The organism is Halomonas sp. H2 (assembly GCF_050215315.1).
Lineage (GTDB): Bacteria > Pseudomonadota > Gammaproteobacteria > Pseudomonadales > Halomonadaceae > Vreelandella.
Genome location: NZ_CP189760.1, coordinates 507,673 through 532,141, shown reverse-complemented (window position 1 = coordinate 532,141; position 24,469 = coordinate 507,673). Strand labels below are relative to the sequence as shown.

The 24,469-nt window shown below is 57.7% G+C and carries 21 protein-coding genes; 11 read left to right on the top strand and 10 right to left on the bottom strand.

Translation table 11 applies throughout. The features are described 5' to 3' along the window. Nucleotides 1-78: 78 nt before the first annotated feature. Nucleotides 79-1,305: a zinc metallochaperone GTPase ZigA gene (gene zigA, locus ACQE2I_RS02490; RefSeq protein ID WP_427029930.1), complete on the top strand. Its 1,227-nt coding sequence runs from the start codon at nt 79-81 to the stop codon at nt 1,303-1,305. Between the two features lie 7 nt (nt 1,306-1,312). On the opposite strand, the gene ACQE2I_RS02485 is transcribed toward zigA, so the two are convergent. From ACQE2I_RS02485 to ACQE2I_RS02465, 5 genes are all read right to left on the bottom strand, one after another. Next, on the bottom strand, nt 1,313-3,349 hold the full coding sequence (locus tag ACQE2I_RS02485; protein WP_427029929.1) for a RecQ family ATP-dependent DNA helicase: 2,037 nt from the start codon (nt 3,347-3,349) through the stop codon (nt 1,313-1,315). A gap of 81 nt (nt 3,350-3,430) precedes the next feature. Beyond that, nucleotides 3,431-4,339 carry an MBL fold metallo-hydrolase gene (locus tag ACQE2I_RS02480; protein WP_427029928.1) on the bottom strand — a complete coding sequence of 303 codons (909 nt, stop codon included), beginning with the start codon at nt 4,337-4,339 and terminating at the stop codon, nt 3,431-3,433. Between the two features lie 76 nt (nt 4,340-4,415). Beyond that, complete coding sequence (locus ACQE2I_RS02475; RefSeq protein ID WP_427029927.1) at nt 4,416-4,634, bottom strand: DUF1653 domain-containing protein; 219 nt, start codon at nt 4,632-4,634, stop codon at nt 4,416-4,418. Further along, nucleotides 4,631-5,521 (bottom strand): tRNA cyclic N6-threonylcarbamoyladenosine(37) synthase TcdA, encoded by an 891-nt coding sequence (gene tcdA / locus ACQE2I_RS02470; protein ID WP_427029926.1) that lies wholly within the window; start codon nt 5,519-5,521, stop codon nt 4,631-4,633. The genes ACQE2I_RS02475 and tcdA overlap by 4 nt, the downstream gene beginning before the upstream one ends. Before the next feature lie 11 nt (nt 5,522-5,532). Next, the gene (locus ACQE2I_RS02465) at nt 5,533-6,306 is read right to left on the bottom strand and encodes a pseudouridine synthase (protein ID WP_427029925.1); all 774 of its coding nucleotides are present in this window, start codon (nt 6,304-6,306) and stop codon (nt 5,533-5,535) included. Nucleotides 6,307-6,468: 162 nt separating this feature from the next. On the opposite strand from ACQE2I_RS02465, the gene sodC reads away from it, so the two are divergent. After that, nucleotides 6,469-7,005, top strand: a complete 537-nt coding sequence (gene sodC, locus ACQE2I_RS02460) for a superoxide dismutase [Cu-Zn] SodC (protein WP_427029924.1) — start codon at nt 6,469-6,471, stop codon at nt 7,003-7,005. 238 nt (nt 7,006-7,243) lie between these two features. Next, nucleotides 7,244-8,719, top strand: coding sequence for a carbon starvation CstA family protein (locus tag ACQE2I_RS02455; RefSeq protein WP_427029922.1), 1,476 nt, complete (start codon nt 7,244-7,246; stop codon nt 8,717-8,719). A gap of 114 nt (nt 8,720-8,833) precedes the next feature. Here ACQE2I_RS02455 and bfr read toward each other — a convergent pair whose 3' ends face one another. The 5 genes from bfr to lptF form a co-directional block, all read right to left on the bottom strand. Continuing rightward, nucleotides 8,834-9,316, bottom strand: a complete 483-nt coding sequence (bfr, locus tag ACQE2I_RS02450; protein ID WP_427029920.1) for a bacterioferritin — start codon at nt 9,314-9,316, stop codon at nt 8,834-8,836. A gap of 191 nt (nt 9,317-9,507) precedes the next feature. Continuing rightward, a complete protein-coding gene (locus ACQE2I_RS02445; protein ID WP_427029919.1) occupies nt 9,508-9,714 on the bottom strand; it encodes a (2Fe-2S)-binding protein in 207 nt (68 codons plus the stop codon). A gap of 158 nt (nt 9,715-9,872) precedes the next feature. Next, nucleotides 9,873-10,346: an RDD family protein gene (locus ACQE2I_RS02440; RefSeq protein WP_427029918.1), complete on the bottom strand. Its 474-nt coding sequence runs from the start codon at nt 10,344-10,346 to the stop codon at nt 9,873-9,875. A 75-nt stretch (nt 10,347-10,421) separates the two neighbouring features. Next, a complete protein-coding gene (gene lptG / locus ACQE2I_RS02435; protein WP_427029917.1) occupies nt 10,422-11,501 on the bottom strand; it encodes an LPS export ABC transporter permease LptG in 1,080 nt (359 codons plus the stop codon). Further along, complete coding sequence (gene lptF, locus ACQE2I_RS02430; protein WP_427029916.1) at nt 11,501-12,580, bottom strand: LPS export ABC transporter permease LptF; 1,080 nt, start codon at nt 12,578-12,580, stop codon at nt 11,501-11,503. Before lptF ends, lptG begins: the two co-directional genes overlap by 1 nt. A gap of 146 nt (nt 12,581-12,726) precedes the next feature. Between lptF and ACQE2I_RS02425 the strand changes: the two genes are divergently transcribed. The 8 genes from ACQE2I_RS02425 to ACQE2I_RS02390 all read left to right on the top strand — a co-directional run bounded on the left by ACQE2I_RS02425 (nt 12,727) and on the right by ACQE2I_RS02390 (nt 24,460). Beyond that, nucleotides 12,727-14,247, top strand: coding sequence for a leucyl aminopeptidase (locus tag ACQE2I_RS02425; RefSeq protein WP_427029914.1), 1,521 nt, complete (start codon nt 12,727-12,729; stop codon nt 14,245-14,247). Nucleotides 14,248-14,412: 165 nt separating this feature from the next. Next, nucleotides 14,413-15,534 carry a branched-chain amino acid aminotransferase gene (locus ACQE2I_RS02420; RefSeq protein ID WP_427029913.1) on the top strand — a complete coding sequence of 374 codons (1,122 nt, stop codon included), beginning with the start codon at nt 14,413-14,415 and terminating at the stop codon, nt 15,532-15,534. A gap of 100 nt (nt 15,535-15,634) precedes the next feature. Beyond that, nucleotides 15,635-16,066: a DNA polymerase III subunit chi gene (locus tag ACQE2I_RS02415; protein WP_427029912.1), complete on the top strand. Its 432-nt coding sequence runs from the start codon at nt 15,635-15,637 to the stop codon at nt 16,064-16,066. 58 nt (nt 16,067-16,124) lie between these two features. After that, nucleotides 16,125-17,330 (top strand): MFS transporter, encoded by a 1,206-nt coding sequence (locus ACQE2I_RS02410; RefSeq protein ID WP_427029911.1) that lies wholly within the window; start codon nt 16,125-16,127, stop codon nt 17,328-17,330. Between the two features lie 114 nt (nt 17,331-17,444). After that, nucleotides 17,445-20,303, top strand: coding sequence for a valine--tRNA ligase (locus ACQE2I_RS02405; protein ID WP_427029909.1), 2,859 nt, complete (start codon nt 17,445-17,447; stop codon nt 20,301-20,303). 81 nt (nt 20,304-20,384) lie between these two features. After that, entirely contained in the window at nt 20,385-22,136 is a 1,752-nt protein-coding gene (locus ACQE2I_RS02400; protein ID WP_427029908.1) for a chloride channel protein, read from the top strand. Further along, nucleotides 22,126-23,229 (top strand): extracellular solute-binding protein, encoded by a 1,104-nt coding sequence (locus tag ACQE2I_RS02395; RefSeq protein WP_427029907.1) that lies wholly within the window; start codon nt 22,126-22,128, stop codon nt 23,227-23,229. Before ACQE2I_RS02400 ends, ACQE2I_RS02395 begins: the two co-directional genes overlap by 11 nt. 187 nt (nt 23,230-23,416) lie before the next feature. Continuing rightward, on the top strand, nt 23,417-24,460 hold the full coding sequence (locus ACQE2I_RS02390; protein ID WP_427029906.1) for an aminoglycoside phosphotransferase family protein: 1,044 nt from the start codon (nt 23,417-23,419) through the stop codon (nt 24,458-24,460). The last annotated feature ends 9 nt before the right edge of the window (nt 24,461-24,469 follow it).

Genomic DNA, 24,469 nt, shown 5'->3' with positions numbered 1-24,469 from the left:
TCCCAAAAAGGTCTTTCTCTAAATGCCCAAATTGTTATATTATCACATAACATAAAGACGTTTAGAGGTAACCTACCAATGACCGCATTTTCTCCCTTACCCGTGACAGTACTCTCGGGATTTCTGGGTGCCGGTAAAACCACCGTACTCAATCATATTCTTGCCAATCGAGAGGGTCGCCGAGTGGCGGTGATCGTTAACGATATGAGCGAGGTGAGTATCGACGGTGCGCTGGTTCGCGGTGGCCCTGGCGAGTCGACGTTGGATGGCGACGTGGCGCTTAATCGCAGTGAGGAACGGCTGGTAGAGATGAGCAATGGCTGCATCTGCTGCACTCTGCGCGAAGATTTGCTGGAAGAGGTCAGCCAGCTGGCCCGAGAAGGCAAGTTTGATTATTTAGTGATCGAGTCCACCGGCATTTCCGAACCACTCCCCGTGGCGGAAACCTTTACCTTTGAAGATGAAAGCGGCCAGAGCCTTTCTCACGTTGCGCAGCTGGATACGTTGGTCACCGTCGTCGATGGCGCCAACTTTCTTGACCAGTACCGCGAAGCGCAAAGCCTCGCCGAGGCAGGCGAAAGTTTAGGTGAAGACGACGAGCGCAACGTCGCCGACCTGCTGGTCGATCAGATTGAGTTTTGCGATGTGCTGCTAATCAGCAAAACCGATTTGATTAACGAAAAAGAGTTAGAAGCCCTGAAGGCGATTCTACGTTCGCTGAACCCCGATGCGGAGCTGGTGCCGATCACCCAAGGCGGCGTGCCGCTGGATAAAGTGCTGGATACCGGCAAGTTCAACTTTGAGCGCGCCCAACTGGCCCCAGGCTGGCTAAAGGAGATGCGCGGCGAGCATGTGCCGGAAACTGAAGAGTACGGCATCGGCAGCTTCGCTTATCACGCCCGCCGCCCCTTCCATCCGCAGAAATTCAACGACCTGTTGAACCAAGAGTGGTTCGGCAAAGGTCTGTTACGCTCGAAGGGTTTCTTCTGGCTCGCCACACGCCCCCAGGCCGCTGGTCAGTGGAGCCAGGCAGGCGGTATCGCTCACCACGGCCCAGCGGGCGTATTCTGGAAAGCCATTCCCGAAGAGCGCTGGCCAACCGACCCCGAAACGCGCCAGTTTATTATGGAGAAGTGGCAGGAACCGTTTGGCGATATGCGCCAGGAGCTGGTGTTTATCGGCCAAAACCTGGATCAAGCAAAAATGCGTGAAGCGTTGGATGCCTGCTTGCTAAGTGAAGCCGAGCTGCTACAAGGCATGGAGGCGTGGAAGCAATTGCCCGACCCCTTCCCTGCTTGGGAGTAACATTGCGTTAGCGGCCTACATTACCCAAAAAAACCTCTGCCCACTGGCGCACGTCGGGGTAGCCGCGCTGCTCGAAAACTGCGAAGCCTCTAATGCTACGCGCTTTGAGCGGCGTAAAGACCGGCATGGTTAAGCCGCATAGGAAGTGCGCCAGCCGCTGGGCATTAGGCGGCTGGCCCAGCTGTTCGGTGTGACGCTGTATAAACGGGACGGCAAAGCGCGCGAAGTCATTATCCGGTAGCGTGGGCCCAGGCGGCGCATCCGGCAGTCGCACAGGGTGGCCGTAGCACACCGAACAGTGCCCACAGCGACCCTGTTCTGACTGGAGTGGTGCATCGAGCGGCGCGTCAAACGTGCCATTACTAAAAGTGCTATCACCAAAGTGCTCGGCTATTCGCCGCGTCAGGCAGCTCTCCGATTCAAACAGCCCCAGCATGGCCTGCAGCCGCTCAATCTCGATTCTCTCTCGATTCAGGCAGTCGTCGTATAGCTGGCTCGCCAGCGCCTCAATGGTAAAGTTCGGCTGACAGATCTCGTAGACATCGGTCATCCGCTTGCCTTCCAGGGTCAGCCAGTCCTTATCCTGAAAATACTCAAGCGCAGTGATTACTCTGCCGCGGGAGACGTCAATCTGCTGCGCCTGGCCCGCCTGGTGTAGGCGATCAAAATCCACCGTGCCCCAAGTACGGGCGATAGGAATATTATCGGCTAAAAGCCGAACAAAGGCCGCCCGCTCGCCTTCAAAGCGGCTAACTAATTGGTCTGGCTCAAGATGGTAGCGCAGCCGGTACTCGGCTAGAAATGCGAGGCGAGGGGCAATAATACCGTGCATTTCCAGCCGCACCAGCAGCGTTTTCAGCGGCAGCGGGCGGATATTGGTATCCCGGGAAAGCGTATTGAGCAGCACCTCCCACTGGCGATCCGGCGCTTGGCCTGCCGTAGCGATCTCTTCCAATAGGCGATAAATGCCCGCATATTCGGGCGTATCGCCGTAAACAAAGTTTTCCAGCACCCGCAAGCCATCCCGCCCGGCCAGGGTCAGGCAGGTAGAAGGCAGCCCGTCGCGCCCTGCCCGGCCAATCTCCTGACTGTAGTTCTCGATGGATTTAGGCAAGTCATAGTGCATCACATTGCGGATATCGCCTTTATCAATGCCCATGCCAAAGGCAATAGTGGCCACGATGCAGGGCGACTCGCCGCCCATAAACTGACGCTGAATCTCATCCCGGCGACTTGAATCTAACCCTGCGTGGTAGGCCTGGGCAGCGATCCCCTGGGCCGCCAGCGCCTTCGCCACCCGCTCGGCGGTTTGTTGCAGAGTGACGTAAATAATTGTCGGCGCTTCGCTACCCGGTTGCATCTGCGGTTTTAGCCAGTTGATCAGTTGCTGTTGGCGATCCTCCATGGCAGGTGCCACCAGCAGCTCAAGATTGGGGCGGTAAAAGCCGGTGGTGATAACGTTATCCGGTGCGATAGCAAATTTCTCGCCCATATCGGCAATAACGGTGGGCGTCGCCGTGGCAGTCAGCAGTAGCACTTGGGGAATGGCAAAGTCGCGCTGGTAGTCCGGCAGTTTCAAATAGTCGGGGCGAAAGTTATGCCCCCACTCTGAAAGACAATGAGCTTCATCGACTACCAGCAGCGATATCTGAACCTGGCGAAGAAAGTGCCGAAAGCGTTCGTTTTTAAGCCTTTCCACAGAGACCATGAGGATTTTTAATTCGCCGCTTTTGGCGCGCTCCATGACATCCCGGGTGGTGTCGCGATCCTGAGTGGAATCAATGCTGGCCGCGGCCACGCCGTGACGGGCCAGAAACGCGAGCTGATCCTGCATCAACGCCAGCAGCGGTGATACCACCAGGGTTAAATGTGGCAAATGCAGCGCAGGAAGCTGATAGCACAATGACTTACCCGCCCCAGTAGCAAAAATCGCCGCCGTAGAGTGCCCGTCCAATACCCTGGAAACCACCGCCTGCTGGCCACCGCGAAAGTTATCAAAACCGAAAACGTCTTTCAGCGTCTGCTGCGGTGATTGTGAGGTCATGGCCGTTCCTTGGGGTGCGGGAAAGTAAATATTGGCCCACTAGCCTATCGGAAAACCCACCGGGCAGCCTATCAGCGAATGCTAATCCCAGGCCGCACCTGCCAACGCATCCAAGGGGATTTTCAGATAGCGCTTGCCGTTGGCTTCTGGCTCCGGCAGGCGGCCGCCGCGGGTATTTACTTGCAGCGCGTGGAGGATCAACTTGGGCATCGGCAGTTCGCTATCGCGCTTGTGGCGCAGCGCTATGTAGTCCTGCTCGTTTTTACCCACCAAGTGCGGGTTATTGGCGCGCTGTTCGGCGACGCTACTTTCCCACTCGGGCTCGCGATCATTAGGCATATAGTCGTGGCCGGTGAATAGCCGTGTGTCGTCGGGTAGGGTCAGAATTTGCTGAATGGAGTCCCACAGCGATTTGGCGCTGCCGCCAGGAAAATCCGCCCGTGCGGTGCCAAAATCTGGCTGGAACAGGGTGTCGTGAACAAACGCCGTATCACCGATCACGTAGGTGATCGAGGCCAGCGTGTGCCCCGGCGAGTGCAGCACGCGGGCGCTTAGCTCGCCAATATGAAACGTGTCACCTTCCGCAAACAGCGTGTCCCACTGACGGCCATCGACGGGCATTTCCGGCCAGTTGTATATTTCCTTCCACAGCGCCTGCACTTTAGTGACATGCTGACCAATGGCCGTCGGCGCCCCGCTTTGCTGTTTTAAATACTGCGCGGCGGAGAAGTGATCGGCGTGGGGGTGGGTATCTAGAATCCAGGCAACCGACAGGCCCTCTTTCTTAATGTACGCAAGCAGCGCGTCAGCGCTAAAGGTCGCCGTCGCGCCGGACTTTTCGTCAAAATCCAATACCGGGTCGATAATTGCGCACTGCTTGGTAGCACGGTCGCTCACTACGTACTGAACGCTAAAGGTGCGCGGATCAAAAAAGCCCGCCACATCGGGCGTACCGTCTCCCGTGCGTTGGGAAAGAGCAAAGGTCCGCATATCACCTCCTCATCACTAGCCTGAAAATAATTGTTATAACCATAGTCGATAAAGAAATACAAACAGCAGCGGTTCTTTAAAATGCCTTCTCCAACGCAAAACGCGGCTGGGTGTGGCCCTCTTTAGTGACACTTTCGACAAACATCTCAAGCGGGCGTACCCAGAGGCCGTAGCCACCGTAAAGAGCGCGATAGACCACCAGCGGCTCTTCGCTTTCACTGTGCTGGGCAGTACCCATCACTTCGTACAGGCTGCCTTTATAGTGGCGATAAATACCGGGAACGGGGGCGGTCATTGGCTCTCCTCTTGAGTGGCGTTTGTGGCACTCGGCTGATTGGCTTTTTTGGCGAGTCGCTCGAGCACCTTTGAAGCGGCGACAAAGCCAAAGGTGCCAGTCAGGAAAGTGGCAGCCCCGAAGCCTGAGGCGCAATCCAAACGCGTAGCATCACCGCTACCGGGCTTTTGCAGGCAAACTTCACCGTCGGCGCCGGGATAGATCAACTGCTCGTCGGAGTAGACGCACTCCACCGAGAATCGCCGCTTGGGGTTGCGCGAAAAGCCGTAATCCCGACGCAGCCGCGAGCGCACTTTAGATAGCAGCGGGTCGTGCTCGGTGCGGGTTAAATCCGCCACCTGAATACGCGTGGGATCGGTTTGACCACCGGCTGCACCGGTCACGGTAATGGGGATTTTGCGCCGCTTGCACCAAGCAATCAGCGCGGCTTTAGCAATCACGCTGTCGATGGCATCCACCACGTGATCGGTGTCATCGGGAATCCTCTCGGCCAAGTTGGTGGGTGTCACGAAGGCAGTGTCCGCAATAATCTCAATTTCCGGGGCAATCAAGCGGCAGCGATCGGCCAGCACATCAACCTTGGGCTGACCGATAGTACCATCCAGCGCGTGGAGCTGGCGGTTGACGTTGGAAACGCAGACGTCGTCCAGGTCGATCAACGTCAGCTTGCCAATCCCTGAGCGCGCCAACGCCTCCACCGTCCAACTGCCCACCCCACCGACACCTACCACCACCACGTGGGCATGACGAAATGCCTCGGCTGCACGCTGACCATAAAGACGACGAATGCCTCCGAAGCGAAAATCATAATCTGCAGAAGGAGGTTCCACGTTAGCCGTAGACACAGGAGAAGCAGACGGTATGCTCGATGAAGTAGCTGAGGACATCACAAACTCACTCATAACGCTTGCAGGGCGGAAGGCGTGGTGTGGGGCGGTGTGCGCACGCTATCCAGCGGTAAATGCCCCGCCCAACCAAGGTGGTTAAACAGCGCGATCATGGTGTCATCCAAGGCGCAGCTCAATTGTACACGCTTGTCTAACAGCGGATGGTCAAAGGCCAAGTAGGTCGCGGCGAGCAATAAGCGCGGAGCCTCCATCTGCTCGGCAAAAAAGCGGTTGTGGACACTTTTACCGTGCTTGGCATCACCAATAATCGGATAGCCACGCCGGGAAAGGTGGCGGCGAATTTGATGGCGTCGCCCGGTCAGCGGGCGTGCTTCGACCAAGGAGTAACGCGCTACTGAATAACGGTCTACTTGCACCGGTAGTTCTACGCTATCCAGGCGGCGAATATCGGTCATCGCCGGCATAGCAGGCATTTCCACCTTGGGGCGTGTGCCATCTTCTTCCCTTAGCGGATAATCCAAGCGTTCGCTTTCCGGCGCTTTGCCGCGCACTACCGCCAAATAGCGCTTTTCTACCTGCCGCTCGCTAAAGGCTTCACTGAGTAGGCCAGCCACTGTAGAGGAGAGTGCAAATACCATCACCCCAGAGGTCGGACGATCTAGCCGGTGAACAGGATAGACCCGCTTGCCAATCTGGTCGCGCAGCCGTTGCAGCAGAAATTCAGTTTCGCCACGCGCTAACGCCGAGCGATGCACCAAAAGCCCTGTCGGCTTGTGCACCGCAACGAGATACTCATCCTGATAGAGGATGTTGAGTGGCGTCATAACGCTCCCTGGTTAAAGCTAACAATCTAAACAGGGCGCCATTGTCGCGGCTGGGAAGCTGGATGTCATCATCTTGGGTAAGATGGCAGAGTTGCCGGGTGGCAGCTACCTTAAGTAAGCAACGCTGCTACAGCGTTTCCATGGATTTGGAAGGAGATAAACATGCGCTATACGACACCACTTACCACTATTGCCGCCTCGTTACTACTCGCCACAACGGCGGTACAAGCCAATGAAGCGCTTGATGTAGAGATGCATAAAGTCAGCGCCGAAGGGATTGAAGAGTCGATTGGTACCGTTTCGCTGGAAAGTACCGAGCACGGCTTATTGCTGACGCCTTCACTGACGGATCTTGAGCCCGGCGTTTACGGCTTTCACGTTCACCAGAACGCCAGCTGTGACCCTGCCGAGAATGACGACGGCGAGATGACCGCCGCCCAAGCCGCAGGCGGTCACTATGACCCAGAAGAAACCGACACTCATCAAGGTCCTTATGGCGATGGTCATTTAGGTGATCTACCGGTGCTAACCGTTAATGGAGATGGCGAAGCTAATTTGCCCGTTTTAGCGCCACGTCTGAGCATGGAAGATATGCCGGGCCGCAGCATTATGATCCATGAAGGCGGCGATACCTACGACGATGAGCCACACCTTGGTGGCGGCGGCACACGCATGGCCTGTGGTGTTGTTGAGTCTTAATATTTACGCTCACTTCAGCACATCACAAACGGGCAGCTTTGCAGGCTGCCCGTTTTGTTTGGGTGCGCACGATTTACTGGGTTAGAAATAGCACCACCAACTAAAGTCTAGCTGTGCTACCAATCCCTTATCTGTACATTCACTGCGGCTTAAGCAGTACCTACTTGTGTGCCAAAAGCACGCTTGTATGCTCGCCGCCACTACCGGCTACTCTTCCTCACTGCTCCAGGTACCTTAGATGATCACCTTTATTGTATCGATCCTGCTGCTAATAGCGGGCTACTTTACCTATGGGAAGTTCGTTGAACGCGTGTTTGTAACTGACCGCAAGCGTCAGACGCCCGCTTTCAGCATGCGCGACAACATCGACTATGTGCCGATGAACACCACGCGCAATTCGCTTATTCAGTTATTAAACATTGCCGGTGTCGGCCCCATTTTTGGCCCGATTCTCGGCGCGCTGTATGGCCCGGTGGCCTTTGTGTGGATTGTGATTGGCTGCATCTTTGCCGGTGCGGTGCATGATTACCTGACCGGTATGATCTCGATCCGCAACCACGGAGCTCATTTGCCACAGCTGGCCGGCAAGTTCCTGGGTAAAGCGATGAAGCATGTGGTCAATGGTTTCGCGATCCTGCTGCTATTGTTAGTCGGCACGGTATTTGTGACCTCCCCTGCGGCACTGCTATCCAACATGACCTCGCTATCGTTGACGCTGATTATTGTCGCTATCTTTATTTACTACCTGATCGCCACGCTGCTGCCGATTGATAAAGTCATTGGCCGTATCTACCCCTATTTTGGCGCCCTGCTGCTGTTCAGCGCCGCAGGCATTGGTATCGGCTTGATCGTCACTGGCGCTCCGATCCCCGAGCTCTCGTTCCAGAACATGCACCCCGACGCCGCTCCGATTTTCCCGCTGCTGTTTTTAACTATCTCCTGTGGCGCGCTTTCCGGTTTTCACGCCACCCAAACGCCGATTATTTCGCGCACCACGCAAAACGAAACCAATGGCCGCAAAATCTTCTACGGCATGATGATCACCGAAGGCATTATCGCGATGATCTGGGCAGCCGCTGCCATGAGCCTGTTCTATGGCGACCAGTCGCTTTCCGATGTACTGGCGGCCGGTGGCCCTGCCGCGGTGGTCAGCGAAGTTTCTACCACCATGCTCGGCGCTGTAGGCGGCACCCTGGCCGTACTCGGCGTTATTGTGCTGCCGATCACCTCGGGCGATACCGCCTTCCGCAGCGCGCGGATGATTATCGCCGACTACATCAAGATTGATCAAAAGCCGATTGTAAAGCGCGTGATGGTCGCCCTGCCGCTGTTTGTCGTGTCCTATGCGTTAACCCATATGGACTTTACGCTGCTGTGGCGCTACTTCTCCTGGGCCAACCAAACCACCGCCGTGATCGCGCTGTGGGTAGGCACCATGTACCTGGTGCTGTCGCGTAAGCCTCACTGGATTACCTCGATCCCGGCCACCTTTATGACCATGGCCACCTTTACCTACTTAGCCTATGCGCCGATTGGTTTTGGCCTGCCGCTGCAGTTAAGCTACGTGGCCGCCGCACTAGGTACGCTCCTTTGCATCGCGCTGTTTATGAAGCGTGTTCGCCGCCTAAGCCGGGCAACTTTTGCCGTTGATGAGCCCGCAGAACCAGCACTCGGCAGTGGCAAAGTAAGCGATAAGCTGGCCACCAGCTCTTAACGCAACCGCATCCGTTAAGTACCAGCAACGCAAAACGGGCAACCATTTGGCTGCCCGTTTTGCGTTGCGCGATTAGCTAAACTAAAAGTTCGCTAAACAGATTGGCTATAGAGATTACTCTTCGCCAGCCATCTGCATTTGGCGCTGCATATAATTCTGGATGCCCACTTTGTCGATCAAACCAAGCTCGGTTTCGATATGGTCGATGTGATCTTCCTCGTCGGCGAGCAGGTCACGCAACATATCGCGGGTAACGTAATCTTTAACGCTCTCGCAATAGGTAATGGCTTCAATATAGTCGTTGCGGCCATCGTGCTCGATTTTTAGATCGCTTTCGAGCATCTCTTTGACGTTTTCGCCGATGTGCAGCTTGCCCAAATCCTGCAGGTTAGGAATGCCTTCGAGGAACAGAATGCGCTCAATGATCTTGTCAGCGTGCTGCATTTCTTCGATGGACTCATCGTATTCCCATTTAGCCAGCGCTTTCAGGCCCCAATCTTTGTACATTTTAGCGTGCAAAAAGTACTGATTGATCGCAACCAGTTCGTTGCCGAGCGCCTTATTAAGATGCTCAATAACTTTCGTATCACCTTTCATAACGTCACCTTTGCTACTGTAATGCTGATGTTTAATCTAGTTTAGACAATACGATCAAGCAGTTACGTTTGGAGAAGAGTATAGGCGCAAATGGCTATACTCCCAGCGTTTCTGAAAGTATAGATAAGGTGATCAAAAGTTCAAGTAAATCAGTTGTTTGCTAAAGAAAACCCTAACAATAGTGATTCGCGTCACACGGCGTAAGCGAGCCCCATATCGGCTTCTTGACGTGCTTCTGATACAGCGTCGCGGGTAATAGATTTGGCATAGCACGCGCACTTACCACACTGCGTTGCGCAGCCGGTTGCCTCGCGTACTTCTCGCCAGCTGCGCGCTCCGTCGCTAACGTGCTGGCGAATCTGATGGTCGGTTACTCCTTTGCACACGCAAACGTACATGGCGACACCTCATAAAAGTCATGAGATGAATGTAAATGATTCGCATGCATCTTATCAAGTAGAAACGACTGCTTTTTGGTAGTCATTCGTCTTCATGAACAAAAGCAGCACAATAACGTACTGGCGCAGCAACACTTTTTCTCCTACGTCAGCTGAAATTATTTTTTCGGCAACACCACCGTTTGCGTGTTGGAAGCAATATCCGGCCAGCTACGTCGCTGTTTATCGAACAGTACCCATAAGTAACCCAAGCCAAATGCCAGCAGCGAGAGCCACGCCACCGCGCAGCGAATCAGGCACTGCTTCAAATTCAGTGAATACCCATCTGCCGCTTGTACCCGAAGCCGCCACGCCTGCATGCCGAGGGTCATTCCCCCACGCGACCAGGAAAAAACAAAAAACAGGGTCACAAAAAACACTAACAAGAGCCGCAAACTCCAAATATCGCTGGCAGTAGTGCCAATTTCTTCTGGCTGCTGGCCAAGCACATAGCGGAAAAACAGCATATGCGCGACGGTCACCGCGATCCATATTGCCGCGACTAAAAAACCGTCATACAGCATGGCGCCCAAGCGTCGGCCAAGGCCCGCTGGCCATACGCTGTCCAACTGAGTGAAGCGTCGTGTTTCCATGGTTCTCTCTTGGTTCCTGACTGTCTGTTGGCTGTTTTTGGGCGAGAAGGGGCAGCAATCGCTAACCGTTAAGCATTACCCATTGCGACGTAGAAAGTAGATCCCCACCCCCGCGCACGCCAGGGTAGGTACTAGCACGGCCCACACGGGGGAAAAACCAAAAATCGTTGAGGCGGGCGCCAGCAGATCCTGCACGTACTTGAAGCTCAGCCCGGTGACCACGCCGTAAAACACCCGGGTACCGGCAGCCACCGTACGCAGCGGGCCAAACACAAAGGAGGCGGCAATCAGCACCAGCGAGCCCATGGTCAGCGGCATCAGCATCTTCTGCCAAAAATACAGCAGCGCCTGGTCATTCTGCAGGCCCTGGTCTTCGAGAAACTGGGCATAGGCCCACAGTTCGCTGGGCGCCTGGCTCTCAATATCGCGCAGCAGCCGCTCTAACTGGGTGGGGGTAAAGGCCGTTTCCCAGCCCATGCTTGCCGTCTGGTCGGACTCGGTGTGGTCGTCAAAAATGCGTGTGGTAGCGACATTTTCCAACCGCCAGGCATCGCCCTCCCAACGGGCACGCTGGGCGTAGGTGGCTTCGACAAGCTGACGGTCATCAAAGCGATAGCGGGTTAAATCGAGCACCACATCATCGGCACGAATCGCTCCGAAACGGTAGACGCTGTCGCCTTCGATCTGCCAGCCGCTGCGGCTGGTCAGCATAGCGCCTTCGCCCTGGAGTTTTTCCAATCGCCACGCCTCGGCATACTGCTCGGTGCGGGGGCTGACATACTCGGCGACCAGCAGCACCACGACCACGACGACCAACACCGGCTTCATTACCCCCCACACAATTCGCGCCAGAGAGCGGCCCGCGGCGCGCATGACGGTAAGCTCGTTGCTGGAGGCCATGCTGCCCAAACCAATCAGCGCGCCGATTAACACCGCCACCGGGGCATATTGATAAAAGCGCCAGGGCGTGCGCATCAGTAGGTAAAGCAACGCATCAAGGGCGGTATAACCCGCCTGTACATCGCCTAAATCATCGATATAGGCGATGGTGATATCCAAGCCCAACAGCACGAACTGGACGACGACAATGGCCGCCAGCACGTTTCGGGCGATATAACGATCGAGACGATCAGCCACCGTTAACAGCTTCAGCATTAGCGCATCCCCTTACGTTGCGAGCGCCACAGCATTAGCAGGCCCAGCCCTAAAAACAACCCATGCACTGGCCACACGCCCAGCATACTGGACCAAGTACCGCTGCCAATCGCATCGACCACCGCCAGCAGCAGACTAAGATAGGCGACGTATAAAAAGACCGCGGGTAGCAGTTTGCCGAAGCGCCCCTGGCGAGGATTGACGCGGGACAGCGGCTGCGCCATCAAGGCCAGCACAAACACCATCAAGGGAAGGCCCGCACGCCACTGCCATTGAGCCTGGGCACGGGGGCTTGGATTATTCCATAGCGCGGGCGTGGTCGCGTACTCCAAAGAATCCAGTTCCTGCCGGTCACGATTCAAACCCAGGCGCAGCGTATAGCGCTCAAACGTGAGCCGTTCGGCGCTCTGATCACCTGGGGTCACCCCATACCGCTCGCCGTCATCCAACACCAGAAAACGGCTACCCGTTTCGAGCCGGGTTTCCTGATAGCCCGACGCCGCGCGGGTCACGTAGTCATGGGTGCCTTCGTCGCCCTGCTGATTCTGCTCGTGCACCAGCACATCCTGCATTTCCGTGCCATCGCTGGAAAAACCACCAATGTAAGCGGTGCGACCACCACCAAACTCCTGAAAGCGCCCCGGCGCCAGTACTGAAACATCCAGGCGGCTACGCTGCTCTTCCAGCGCAGTTTCAGTTTGCAGCGCCCCAAAAGGCGTCAGCCAAAGGCTACAAATGCCTACCAACACCGCTACCACGCTGGCGGGTAGCAGGGTCACTTTCAACAACCGCGTGGGACTCATCCCGCAGGCAACCATCACGGTGATTTCGCTGTTCATATAGAGCTGCCCGTAGGCCAGCAGGATGCCCAGAAAAAACGACAACGGTAGAATCAATTCCATAAAGCCAGGCAGGTGAAACATCATCAGGCTGCCTAACATGGTGACGGGGATATCGCCTTCCGCCGCGTCCGAAAAATAGCGGATAAAGCGGCTACCCATGATCACCAGCAGCAGAATGCCAGCGACCGCCGACATGGTGAGTAACACTTCGCGGGTTAGATACCGAAATAAAATCAACGCGCTCTCCGGCTAGTCGTGCAGGATGCCATGCAATAAGCGGATGGCTTGGGTACACTAATCAAACTATTTACAGTCCCTTTTCAAAATCAAAAGCAACGAGGCATTATCCCGAATCCCTCGATGCTTGTCTTGTTGGAGACGTCATGGAATTTTCCGTTCAGACTGCGAACCCGGCCAAAACCGAAACGGCCTGCCTTTTGGTGCCGGTTTTCAAAGGTAGCGACCTCCTGCCCACCGTTGCCAAACTGGACGACGCCAGCGAGCGCCTGATTGGCCAATTACTGGAACGCGGCGACTTTGACCCCGCGCTGGGCAATGTGCAATTGGTGCCCTTCGCACCGGGCCTGGGCGCCGAGCGCATCTTGCTAGTGGGCCTGGGTGAGCGCGAAAAATGCCAGGAAGCGGCCTTCATCAAGGCGCTGGAGGCGGCCATGGCAGCGTTGGTAAAACTGCCTATCGATGAGGCGAGCGTGGTATTCGGCGATGTGCCACTCGCCGACCGCGACCCGGCTTGGAAAGCGCGCAAGGTGATGGAAGCGGCTGAGCGGGCCATTTATCGCTTTGATCAGTTCAAATCATCGCCCGCGCCAGCCCTCAGCCTAGCCAAGCTGACGTTAATTATCAGCGATGCCGACGCGGTTCCACAGGTTAAGCAGGGCGCCTTAGTAGGCAACGCGATTGGCCAGGGCGTCAATTACACCCGCACCCTCGGCAACCTGCCTGCCAACATCTGTACACCCCGCTATCTGGCCGAGCAGGCAGAGCAGCTGGGCCGCGATTCAAAGGGCGCACTTGAGGTCGACATTCTCGATGAAGAAGCGCTGGAAGCTCTGGGCGCAGGCTCGCTGCTTTCCGTCGGGCGCGGCAGCAAAGAGCCGACACGCCTGATCGTGATGAAGTACCAGGGCGCCGAAGCAAGCGAAGAAGCACCCCATGTGCTGATCGGCAAAGGCATTACCTTTGATACCGGCGGTATTTCGCTCAAGCCCGGCGAAGGCATGGACGAAATGAAGTTCGACATGTGCGGCGCTGCCAGCGTATTCGGCACCGTCAAAGCGGTGTTGGATATCAAGCCGAAGCTCAACTTGGTCTTTATCGTCGCCGCCGCCGAAAACATGCCCGACGGCCGCGCCACCAAGCCCGGTGATATCATCAAAACGCTAAAAGGGCTGACCGTCGAAGTGCTCAATACCGACGCGGAAGGCCGACTGGTGCTGTGCGACGCGCTGACCTACGCCGAGCGTTTCACTCCCGCCAGCGTGGTCGATATCGCCACTCTCACCGGCGCGGTGATTATCGGCCTGGGCCATCACGCCACCGGCCTGCTCTCCAACGACGATGACCTAGCGCTGGATCTGCTGGATGCAGGCGAAGCGGCTTGGGATCGCGCCTGGCACCTGCCGCTATGGGATGAATACCAAGAGCAGCTGGACTCCAACTTCGCCGACCTGGCCAATATTGGCGGACGCCCCGCAGGTACGATTACCGCCGCGTGCTTTTTATCACGCTTTGCCGATCACTTCCCTTGGGCACACCTGGATATCGCCGGTACCGCCTGGCACTCCGGCAAGCAGAAAGGCGCCACCGGCCGCCCTGTCGGGCTGTTAACCCAGTACCTGTTGGACCGTGAAACCGATGCCCAGGTAGAAAATAGCGACGGCTAATATCACCACTTGGTATCACGATCGGCGCTCAACGGTTGCCTTTCAGCGCGGCAACCGTTAAACCTGAACACATGAGCGTGCGCCCTGCCCTTGGGCACACGCCGTACTTACATACACTGCTTACTTTTGCCCTTCGGGGTCTGGCTCTAGCGGAGACAACACGCCGTGCCCACAGCTTCAGATAACCAGTCAGAATCGCGTTTTGAAATACTGCCGTCCAATCAGCCGACGGCCGATGAGATCCGTGAAAACATCCTTAGAAACCCCGGTTTTGGTCGCTACTTTACCGACCACATGGCCCATATACGTTGGACCGTGGACGCCGACTGGCACGGCCATCAGGTGCGCCCTTACGGCCCATTGACGCTCGATCCCGCCGCCTCGGTGCTGCATTACGGCCAGGAGATTTTCGAGGGCATCAAAGCCTACCGCCACGCCGATGGCTCGATCTGGACGTTCCGCCCCGAGAAAAACGCCGAGCGCTTCCGCCGCAGTGCCCGCCGCTTGGCGCTGCCAGAGCTTTCCGATGAGGATTTCATCGGCTCGCTGAAAGCGCTGCTAGCCCAAGACCATACCTGGGTACCCACGCCTGCCAGCGCTTCTGATGAGTGCAGCCTCTACCTGCGCCCGTTTATGATCGCCTCGGAAGCGTTTCTGGGTGTGCGTCCATCGCAAGAGGTCGATTACTACGTGATCGCCTCGCCGGCGGCGGCCTACTTCAAAGGCGGCGTTGCGCCGGTATCGATCTGGCTCTCCTCGAACTATAAGCGCGCTGCTGCCGGTGGCACCGGTTTTGCCAAGTGTGGCGGCAACTACGCCGCTTCATTGGCTGCACAGAAGGAGGCCGAGGCTCACCAGTGTGGCCAGGTCGCGTTTCTCGATGCCGCTGAAAACAAGTGGGTGGAAGAGCTGGGCGGCATGAACCTGTTCTTCGTCTTCAAAGACGGCCGCTTGGTAACACCGCGCCTGACCGACACCATTCTCGAAGGCGTCACGCGCAATTCAGTGCTAACGCTGGCCAAAGATGAAGGTCTGACGCCAGAAGAGCGCGCTATCAGCATTGACGAGTGGCGCGAAGGCGCAGCATCTGGCGAGATCACCGAAGTGTTTGCCTGCGGTACCGCCGCGGTCATCACGCCGGTAGGTGAACTGGTCACTGAAAACGAGCGTATCAAGCTCACCGCTGGCGGCAACAATGAAATCGCCATGCGCATCCGTACCAAACTGCTCGACTTACAGTACGGCCGCAGCGAAGATAAGTACGGCTGGTTAACCCAGTTGGTTTAAGCGGTTTTAAAACCAGCGCTTATCCTTTCAGCACCGCCGCATTCTTGCGGCGGTGCTGTTTGCAATCGACGTATCTGAAATCGTTTTACCTGGAACCGCTATGGCGCGCATTGATTTCTACATTCTGCCCGATACCACCTTGGAGGCGCGCTTGCAGTTCGCCTGCAAACTGGCCGAGACCATCTGGCGTAAAGGTTACCGGCTACATCTGCACTGCGAAGATAAAGCCCTCGCCGAGCAGGCCGACAGCGCACTGTGGAGTTTCCGCCCGGATGCCTATCTGCCCCACGCCCTGGAAGATAGCGAGATGGCCGCTAGCGTGCCGATAACACTAGGCTGGCAGCAGCTACCAGTACCCACGCAAGAAACCGCGCTGCTTAACCTGCACCCCGATATTCCTAAAGGCGTTGAGAACTACGCGCGGGTCGCCGAAATCATTAATCAGCATCAACAAGTGCTGGTCGCCAAACGCGCCTGCTGGCAGTGCTATAAAGCAATGGGCCATGAAGTTGTGCCGCATAAGCTCGGCTAGAGAGCTTTTCTTAAAAAATCTGGTTTTCCATAACAACAATCTACAACAAAGGGCTTATATGCCTACGTCACTGCTTACGCGCTACCCCTTGGCCGTCATCGTCATCGCCCAACTGTTTGGCACCTCACTGTGGTTTAGCGTGAATGGCGTTGGTCTAGCGCTACAGGATGCCGTGGGCCTTAGCGAAAGCGACTTAGGGCTGCTCACCATCGCCGTTCAAGCTGGGTTTATTACCGGCACCCTGGCGATTGCCACCACCGGCCTTGCTGACCGACTTCGCGCCAGCCACCTGTTTGCAGTGTCCGCCGTTCTTGGCGCGCTGATTAATGCCGCTTTTATCAGCGTAGCCGAGAGCGTGACGCTCGCCGCCGTGGCCCGCTTTGCGACCGGGCTCTGCCTGGCGGGTATCTACCCGCTGGGTATGAAACTGGTGGTGAGCTGGACACCCAACCACGCCGGGGCGGCGCTAGGCTGGCTGGTGGGCATGCTCACTCTAGGCATTGCCTCCCCGCACCTGCTACGCGGTTTAACGCTGAACTTACCCTGGCAGTGGCCGCTGCTGCTGGCCTCACTGCTGGCGCTGGTCGCCGCGCTGATGATTTTTCGTTTAGGCGTTGGACCACATCTGCCAGCCACCGCCAAAAGCGGACGGCCCTGGGCGGGGTTAGCCGCATTCAAGCAACCCCGCTTTCGCGCCGCCGCGCTGGGCTATTTTGGTCACTGCTGGGAGCTTTACGCCCTTTGGGCGCTGGTGCCGTTCCTGGTCGCCCGGGAGCTGGAGCGCTTGGGCGCTTCAAACAGCGCTCAGCCGTGGCTAAGCTTTGCGGTGATCGCGTTGGGCTTACCCGGCTGCGTGCTCGCGGGCAAATGGAGCCGCCAAATAGGCAGTGATCGAGTGGCTTGTGTGGCGCTGGCAACCTCAGGCGCGCTGTGCTTGGTTTATCCCTTGCTTGGCAGTGCCCCGCCCTGGCTGCTGTTGGCGCTTCTCGGCGTATGGGGCGTTAGCGTGATTGCCGACTCCGCGCAGTTTTCTGCGCTGGCCAGTGCCACCGCCCCACCGGAGCGGCTAGGGGCGGCGCTGGCGATGATGAACGCAATTGGCTTTGGGTTAACCATCCCCTCCATCGCACTGGTCACCGCGTTGTGGTCGAGCCAGTCTCTAGCGGTGATTTGGTGGCTGCTGCCGGGCCCCATCCTCGGGTTAATCGCCATGCGCGGTTTTTCTGCCCATAAACAGTTTGCGCCCACAATCGAGGGTGAGTAGCCCCTGACGACCACGGCCCTTACGCGGTATACTCGCACCCATTACTTATGCACTTATTCATTTATGCACTTATGCACTTATGCACATTTCTCGCCAGCCGTGAGCCAACTCTCCATGGAAAAGACCTACCAACCCGAACAGATCGAAACCCGCTGGTACGAGCGCTGGGAAGCCGACAACCGTTTTGCTCCTTCCGGCCAGGGCACGCCTTTTTCGATCATGATTCCACCGCCCAACGTGACCGGCAGCCTGCACATGGGCCATGCGTTCCAGGACACCATTATGGATACCCTGACGCGCTGGAAACGGATGCAGGGTAACAACACCCTGTGGCAGGTAGGCACCGACCACGCCGGTATCGCCACGCAAATGCTGGTAGAGCGTAAAATCGCCTTGGAGTCGGGCAAAACCCGCCACGACCTCGGCCGCGATGCGTTTATCGACAAAGTCTGGGAGTGGAAGCAGGAGTCTGGCGGCCACATTACCCGCCAGCTACGCCGCATGGGCGCCAGCGTCGACTGGTCTCGCGAACGCTTCACCATGGACGACGGCTTCTACAAAGCGGTGCAAGAAGTGTTTGTGCGCCTGCACGAAGAGAAGCTGATTTATCGTGGCAAGCGTTTGGTCAACTGGGATCCCACGCTGCACACCGCCATTTCTGATCTGGAAGTGGAAAATAAAGAGCAGCAGGGCAGCTTCTGGCACTTCCGCTACCCGCTAGCAGACGGCGTTAAAACCGCTGACGGTAAAGATTACCTGGTCGTTGCCACTACTCGCCCGGAAACCTTACTGGGCGATACCGGCGTGGCGGTGAATCCAGACGACGAACGCTATGCCTCCCTGGTCGGTAAATTTATCGAACTGCCCCTGGTGGGTCGCCGTATTCCCGTGGTCGCCGACGAGCACGCCGATATGGAGAAAGGCTCGGGCTGCGTCAAGATCACTCCCGCTCACGACTTTAACGATTATGAGGTGGGTAAGCGACAGAACCATCTGCTGATCAACGTCTTCTCGAAAGACGCTACGATCCTTGAAAGCGCCGAAATTTTTGATCTTAAAGGCCAGCCCCAGCCGGACGAAGATGCGAGCCTGCCCGCTAAATACGCAGGGCTTGACCGCTTTGAAGCGCGTAAGCAGCTTGTCGCCGATATGGATGCGCTGGGGCTGCTAGAGCAGGTCGAAGCGGTTAACAACACTTTGCCTTACGGCGACCGCTCGGGTGATGTCATCGAGCCCTTGCTCACCGACCAGTGGTTTGTGGCTGTGGAGTCGCTCGCCAAGCCCGCTATTGAAGCGGTTGAAAACGGCGACATTCAGTTCGTGCCCAAAAACTACGAAAACATGTACTTTGCCTGGATGCGCGACCTACAGGATTGGTGCATTTCTCGCCAGCTGTGGTGGGGCCACCGTATTCCTGCCTGGTACGACGCCGAAGGCAATGTCTACGTTGCCCGCACGGAAGCCGAGGCCCGCGAGAAGCATAAGCTGGGTGCCGATATTGAGCTGACGCAAGACGAAGACGTACTCGATACTTGGTTCAGCTCAGGCCTGTGGACGTTTGGCACCCTTGGCTGGCCGGAACAAACCCCGGAGCTTGAGACCTTCCACCCTTCCAGTGTGCTGGTGACCGGCTTTGACATCATCTTTTTCTGGGTGGCCCGGATGATCATGATGACACTGAAATTCACCGATCAGGTGCCGTTCAAAACGGTTTACGTACACGGCTTGGTGCGCGACGGCCAGGGTCAGAAGATGTCCAAATCCAAGGGCAACGTCCTCGACCCGATCGACCTTATCGACGGCATCACACTGGATACCCTGCTTGAAAAGCGTACCGGCAATATGATGCAGCCGAAACAGGCCAAAGCCATTGCCAAAGCCACCAAAGACGAATTTAAAGACGGCATTGAAGCCCACGGCACCGATGCGCTGCGCTTTACCTTCCTCTCCCAGGCCACCACCGGGCGTGATATCAAGTTTGATATGAACCGTCTGGATGGCTATCGCAACTTCTGTAACAAGCTGTGGAATGCTTCACGCTACGTGCTGATGAATGCCGAAGGCGAAGATTGCGGCATCGCTTCTCAAGGTCAGGGTAGCGAGGTTGAGCTTTCACTGGCCGACCGCTGGATTATCTCGCAGTTGCAGAAAACCGAAGCCCAGGTCACCAAAGCGATGGACGAGTACCGCTTTGACCACGCCTCCCAGGCGCTGTATGAATTCGTTTGGAACGAGTACTGCGACTGGTACCTGGAGCTTTCTAAGCCTGTTTTATGGGACGAAAATGCCACGGTAGAGGCGAAGCGGGGAACGCGCCGCACGTTGGTACGCGTACTCGAAGCCATACTGCGCCTGGCTCACCCGATGATGCCCTATATCACCGAAGAGATCTGGCAGCGCGTCTCACCGCTGGCAGGCGTTGATAGGGGTAACGATGCGTCGATCATGCTGCAAGCATGGCCCGAAGCCGACGAGAACAAAATCGACGATCAGGCCAGCCTGGATATCGAGTGGCTGAAAGGCGTGATTATCGCCGTGCGCAACATTCGCGCCGAGATGAATATTGCCCCCGGCAAACCACTCGACGTGCTGCTCACCAAAGGTAAGCCTGAAGACGCCGAACGCCTGGAGAGCAACCGTCACTTCCTCTCCAAACTGGCCAAGCTGGAGAGCGTTACCTGGCTTGCAAACCCAGAGGACGCCCCGCTGTCAGCCACGCAGTTAATAGGTGATATGGAAGTGCTGGTGCCGATGGCCGACCTGATCGACAAAGACACCGAACTTGCCCGCTTGAACAAAGAGATCGATAAGCAGGACAAGCTGATTGGCGGCATCGAGAAAAAGCTCGGCAACGAAGGCTTTATCGCCAAAGCCCCAGAAGCCGTGGTGGAAAAAGAGCGCGGCAAGCTGGCTGAATTCCAGGCCGCCAAGCAGTTGCTGGAAGAGCAGCGCGCTAAAATCTCAGCGCTGTAAGTTCCCCCCGGCGCCAGGCAGCTCTGACTGCATGGCGCCAGCGCTCTTGCCCGCCGATCCGATAGCGCCTATAACTTAGGCATGGACTCCCCCAGCACAGACAGCGTTTCGACCCGGCACCCTCTGGCGGTGTTGCGTTTCCTTGGCTTGGTACTATTGGGAAGTGGCGTTGGAGGGGTGGCGGCGCTGGCCGCCGTTGGCTTCGTTAACGCGCTGGTATGGCTCAACGACCTGCTGTTAATCTCTCCCCGAGGCCAGATGATGGCTGATGACACCACTCTGGTGGTACTGGCCACTCTGCTGGTACCAACCTTTGGGGGGCTGCTCGTTGGTCAACTGCACCGTGGCCTGCCTGGGGGCCGCCCCCATACCCCTGCCGACGCCATCGCTGCCGTCCAGACCCGCCGAGGTCGCCTACCCGCCAAGGCTGGTGCTCTCTCAGCGTTAAGCAGTTTGGTGTCGTTAGGCGCAGGCGCCTCGGTGGGTCAGTACGGTCCCCTGGTACACCTCGGCGCGACTCTCGGCTCCCTAATCACACGCTTGCTGCGCCTGGGGCGCTCAGAGGACAATATCACTATCGCTTGCGGGGTAGCGGCAGCCATCGCTGCGGCCTTCAATGCGCCACTGGCGGGCATTGTCTTCGCCCACGAAGTCGTGCTACGCCACTATGCCCTGCGCGCCTTCGCGCCAGTGGCTGCTGCTGCCATCGTCGGCTATGTGCTGGCCACTCAGTTGCTCGCTCAGGGGGCGCTGTTTCATATCACTGAGCCTGGCGTGCCTCAAGCTTGGGAATTCGCCCTTTTCCTAGCCTTGGGTGGCCTAGGCGCCTTGGTGGCTGGAGGCTATATGCATGCCATTCTTGCCATGGGCCAGCTGGCCAAGCGGCTACCGCTGCCCACCAGCCTTCATCCCGCACTAGCCGGGGCTTTGCTCGGCCTAACGGCTCTTTGGGTACCCGATATTCTCGGCATAGGCCAAGAAACCCTGCGCTTCGCCACCTTGCCCGGGGCCTACGGCGGCGGCGAGCTGCTGATGGTACTGCTACTAAAGCTGGCCGCGACCGCTTTGTGCCTGGGGCTGGGCTTCGCGGGTGGTGTCTTCAGCCCAGCGCTGGTGATCGGCACCCTCTTCGGCGCCCTCGCTGGCACCCTGGTAGCGGAGCTGGGTGGCGGCCAGGAGACCTTTATCTTCTATGCGGTGTGCGGCATGGTCGCGGTCACCGCCCCCGTCCTCGGCGCGCCTCTTACCACCCTGCTGATCGTCTTCGAACTTACCGGCAGCTATGCATTGACCACCGCCGCCCTGGCCAGCGTCACGCTCGCCAGTCCTCTGGCCGCCCAACTGTTCGGCCGCTCGCTATTCGATATTCAATTAGCCCGCCGTGGTTTGGATCTCTCCGCTGGCCGCAGTCGCGCCGTGCTCCAGGAGGCGCGATTAACCGAGTTGATTAGCCATGATGCGGTCACCCTGGCCCCCGCGACCCCAGTGGAAGCGGCCATCTCGTGCCTTAGCCTGGCGGGCCATGGCGAAGCTTATCTGGTGGATAACCAGGGGCGCTACCAAGGCTGCGTGACCCTGGCGGGCCTGGAGGCGCTCCGCGAAGGCAGCGAGGCCCCAACCCTGGCCGACTGCCCCGAAACGCCTCGCCCAGTGTTAGATCCCCAATCTTCACTTTGGGAGGCAATGCACCAGCTACAGAAGGTCACCGGCGAGGCCATTGCCGTCGTGGATGACGAACGACGCTTCCTGGGGGTGGCTTATGAGTCGAGCATTGCGCGGGCCTTCTTGCATCACAGCGACGCCCTACGACGGGAGGAACAAGGTGCTGGCTAGGCGATTGATCCCAGGACTTCTGGCCGGGCTGCTCATCCTGGCAACCCCCATCAGGGCGGAAGTGCCCGACGCTGCCGACTCTCTGACGGTATTGAGTTGGGGCGGTGCCTACGAGCACGCCCAGCGTCGTGCTCTCTTTACACCTTTCGCCGAGGCCCATGACGTACCGGTGGCAGTGGACAGCTATAACGGCGGCCTGGCGGAACTGCGCCAGGCCGTGGCGGAGAACGATGTCCCCTGGGACGTACTCGATATGACCCGCAGCGAGGCCATGGCAGCCTGCGAAGAGGGGCTGCTGGAACCGCTCTCCCCCGAGCTAGCCGCCCCAGCGCCGGACGGCACGCCTGCATCCCAAGACTTCTTTCCTGGCGCCCTGGAGCGCTGTTTTATCAGCCATTCGATCTTTGCTACCGTCGTGGCCTATCGCCGTGATGCTTTCCCCGGGGAGCGCCCCACTCGCATCGCCGATCTCTTCGATCAGCAGCGTTTCCCTGGCCCCCGGGCCTTACAGCGCACCCCCGCGGCTAATCTGGAGTGGGCGCTACTCGCCTACCGAGTGCCCCGGGAAGAACTCTACCGTCTGCTCAGTACCCGTCGCGGCCTGGACTTGGCCTTCGCCCGGTTGCAAAGCATCGACAATATCCACTGGTGGGAGGCTGGCGAGACGCCGGTGCGCCTGCTAGAGGAGGGCCGGGTAGCGATGGCTTCCGGCTACAACGGGCGTTTCTTCGCCGCCATGGTGGAACGCGACCTGCCCATCGAGATCCTCTGGGACGGCCAGTTCCAGGAACATGAGACCTGGGCAATCCCCCGCGGTGCTCCTAATCCTGAGGCGGCTCAAGACTTTATCCGCTTTGCCACCACCAGCGAGCGCCAAGTGGAACTGGCCCGGCATATCCCCTATGGCCCAACGCGACGCTCTGCTGCTATGCAGGTCACCACCCACCGCGACAGTGGCCTGGACATGCGCCTGCATATTCCCACCCACCCCATCAACGCCCAGGGTGCAGTGACCAAGGACGAGGCCTGGTATGCGCGTACCCAGAAGCGCGTCGAAGCCCTGTTTCATGAGGCACTGACAACACAGAAATGAATGCGAGAGGCGGCGGCGTGGGCTTTCGCTGGCAAGATGACATCCCCATGCAAAACTAGGCGATACGTCTCATTCGTTGATGACCATTGGTCGCGTCTTGGCCACTTTTTCTTCCGAACCGTGTAAGGTTAGTACAAGAACAGCCACTGAGTAGCATCACTCCGATATTTTCGACACGGATAACGCTATGCCGATACCGATTGAGGCACGAATGCAGGCGCTGGCGGCCGAGCTTATGCAGGCGGGCGTTGCCTATCGCGAGCTGTCGCCGATGGCGGATACCGGGCTTGCCCATGACCATGTCTGGATTCATCGCAGCGTTGGCGATGACTGGGTGGCGCGGCTGCCGAAGCAGAGTCAGATGAATCTGCCGCCTAACGAAAACCTTGCCTATCAGACCGCCTGCTACCAGCGCTCTAGCCCTGGCGGGCACACGCCAACACTTTATGGCACCCTACCGCCGAGCGAGGCATTGCCTCGGGGCGGGCTGCTGGTTGAGGCTATCCGAGGCCGTTTGGCCCAGTTGCCAGAAGACCTTCCCGCCATCGCAGAGGCCCTGGCCAGCTTGCATCGTCAGCCGCTGCCTAGCGTCTCGTCACGGGCGCCGCTGCTTGCCCCCGAAGACCCGTGGCAAGCGATGAAAGATGAAGTGCGTCAGCAGGCTAACTGGTTGGGCGATGCCCAACTTTCGCGCAAAGTCACTCAGCGCATTAAGCAGGAACTGGATTTACTTCCGCCTCGCTTAAGCGAGGCCACGCCGACACTGATTAGCTTTGACACCCACCCTGGCAACTTCTTAATCCGCGACGATGGCCGCGCAGTGTTGGTAGATTTAGAGAAGTGCCGCTACGGCCTGCCGGGTATCGATCTCGCCCACACCAGCCTCTACACCTCGACTACCTGGGACGTAAACAGCCAAGCGGTGCTTTCGCTGGATGACGTGATTCGTTTTTACCGCCGCTGGCAAGCCGCCATGAGCGAATCACCCGATACCGGCACCCTGGTCGCCTGCCGCCGCGCCACCTGGCTCTGGTCGTTGACCTGGTGTGCCAAGTGGCGCGCCCAGCACTTAAACGCCATAGATGCCCAACAGCGTGGGGAAGACTGGTCGGCAGAACTCACCGACCCCACCGTGATCGACCACGTGCGCGACCGCGTTGAACACTACCTCTCGCTGCCGATTATTGATCACGTTCATAGCGAGCTTCAGTGCTTGCAAGCCTCCCTATAACGTTTTTTT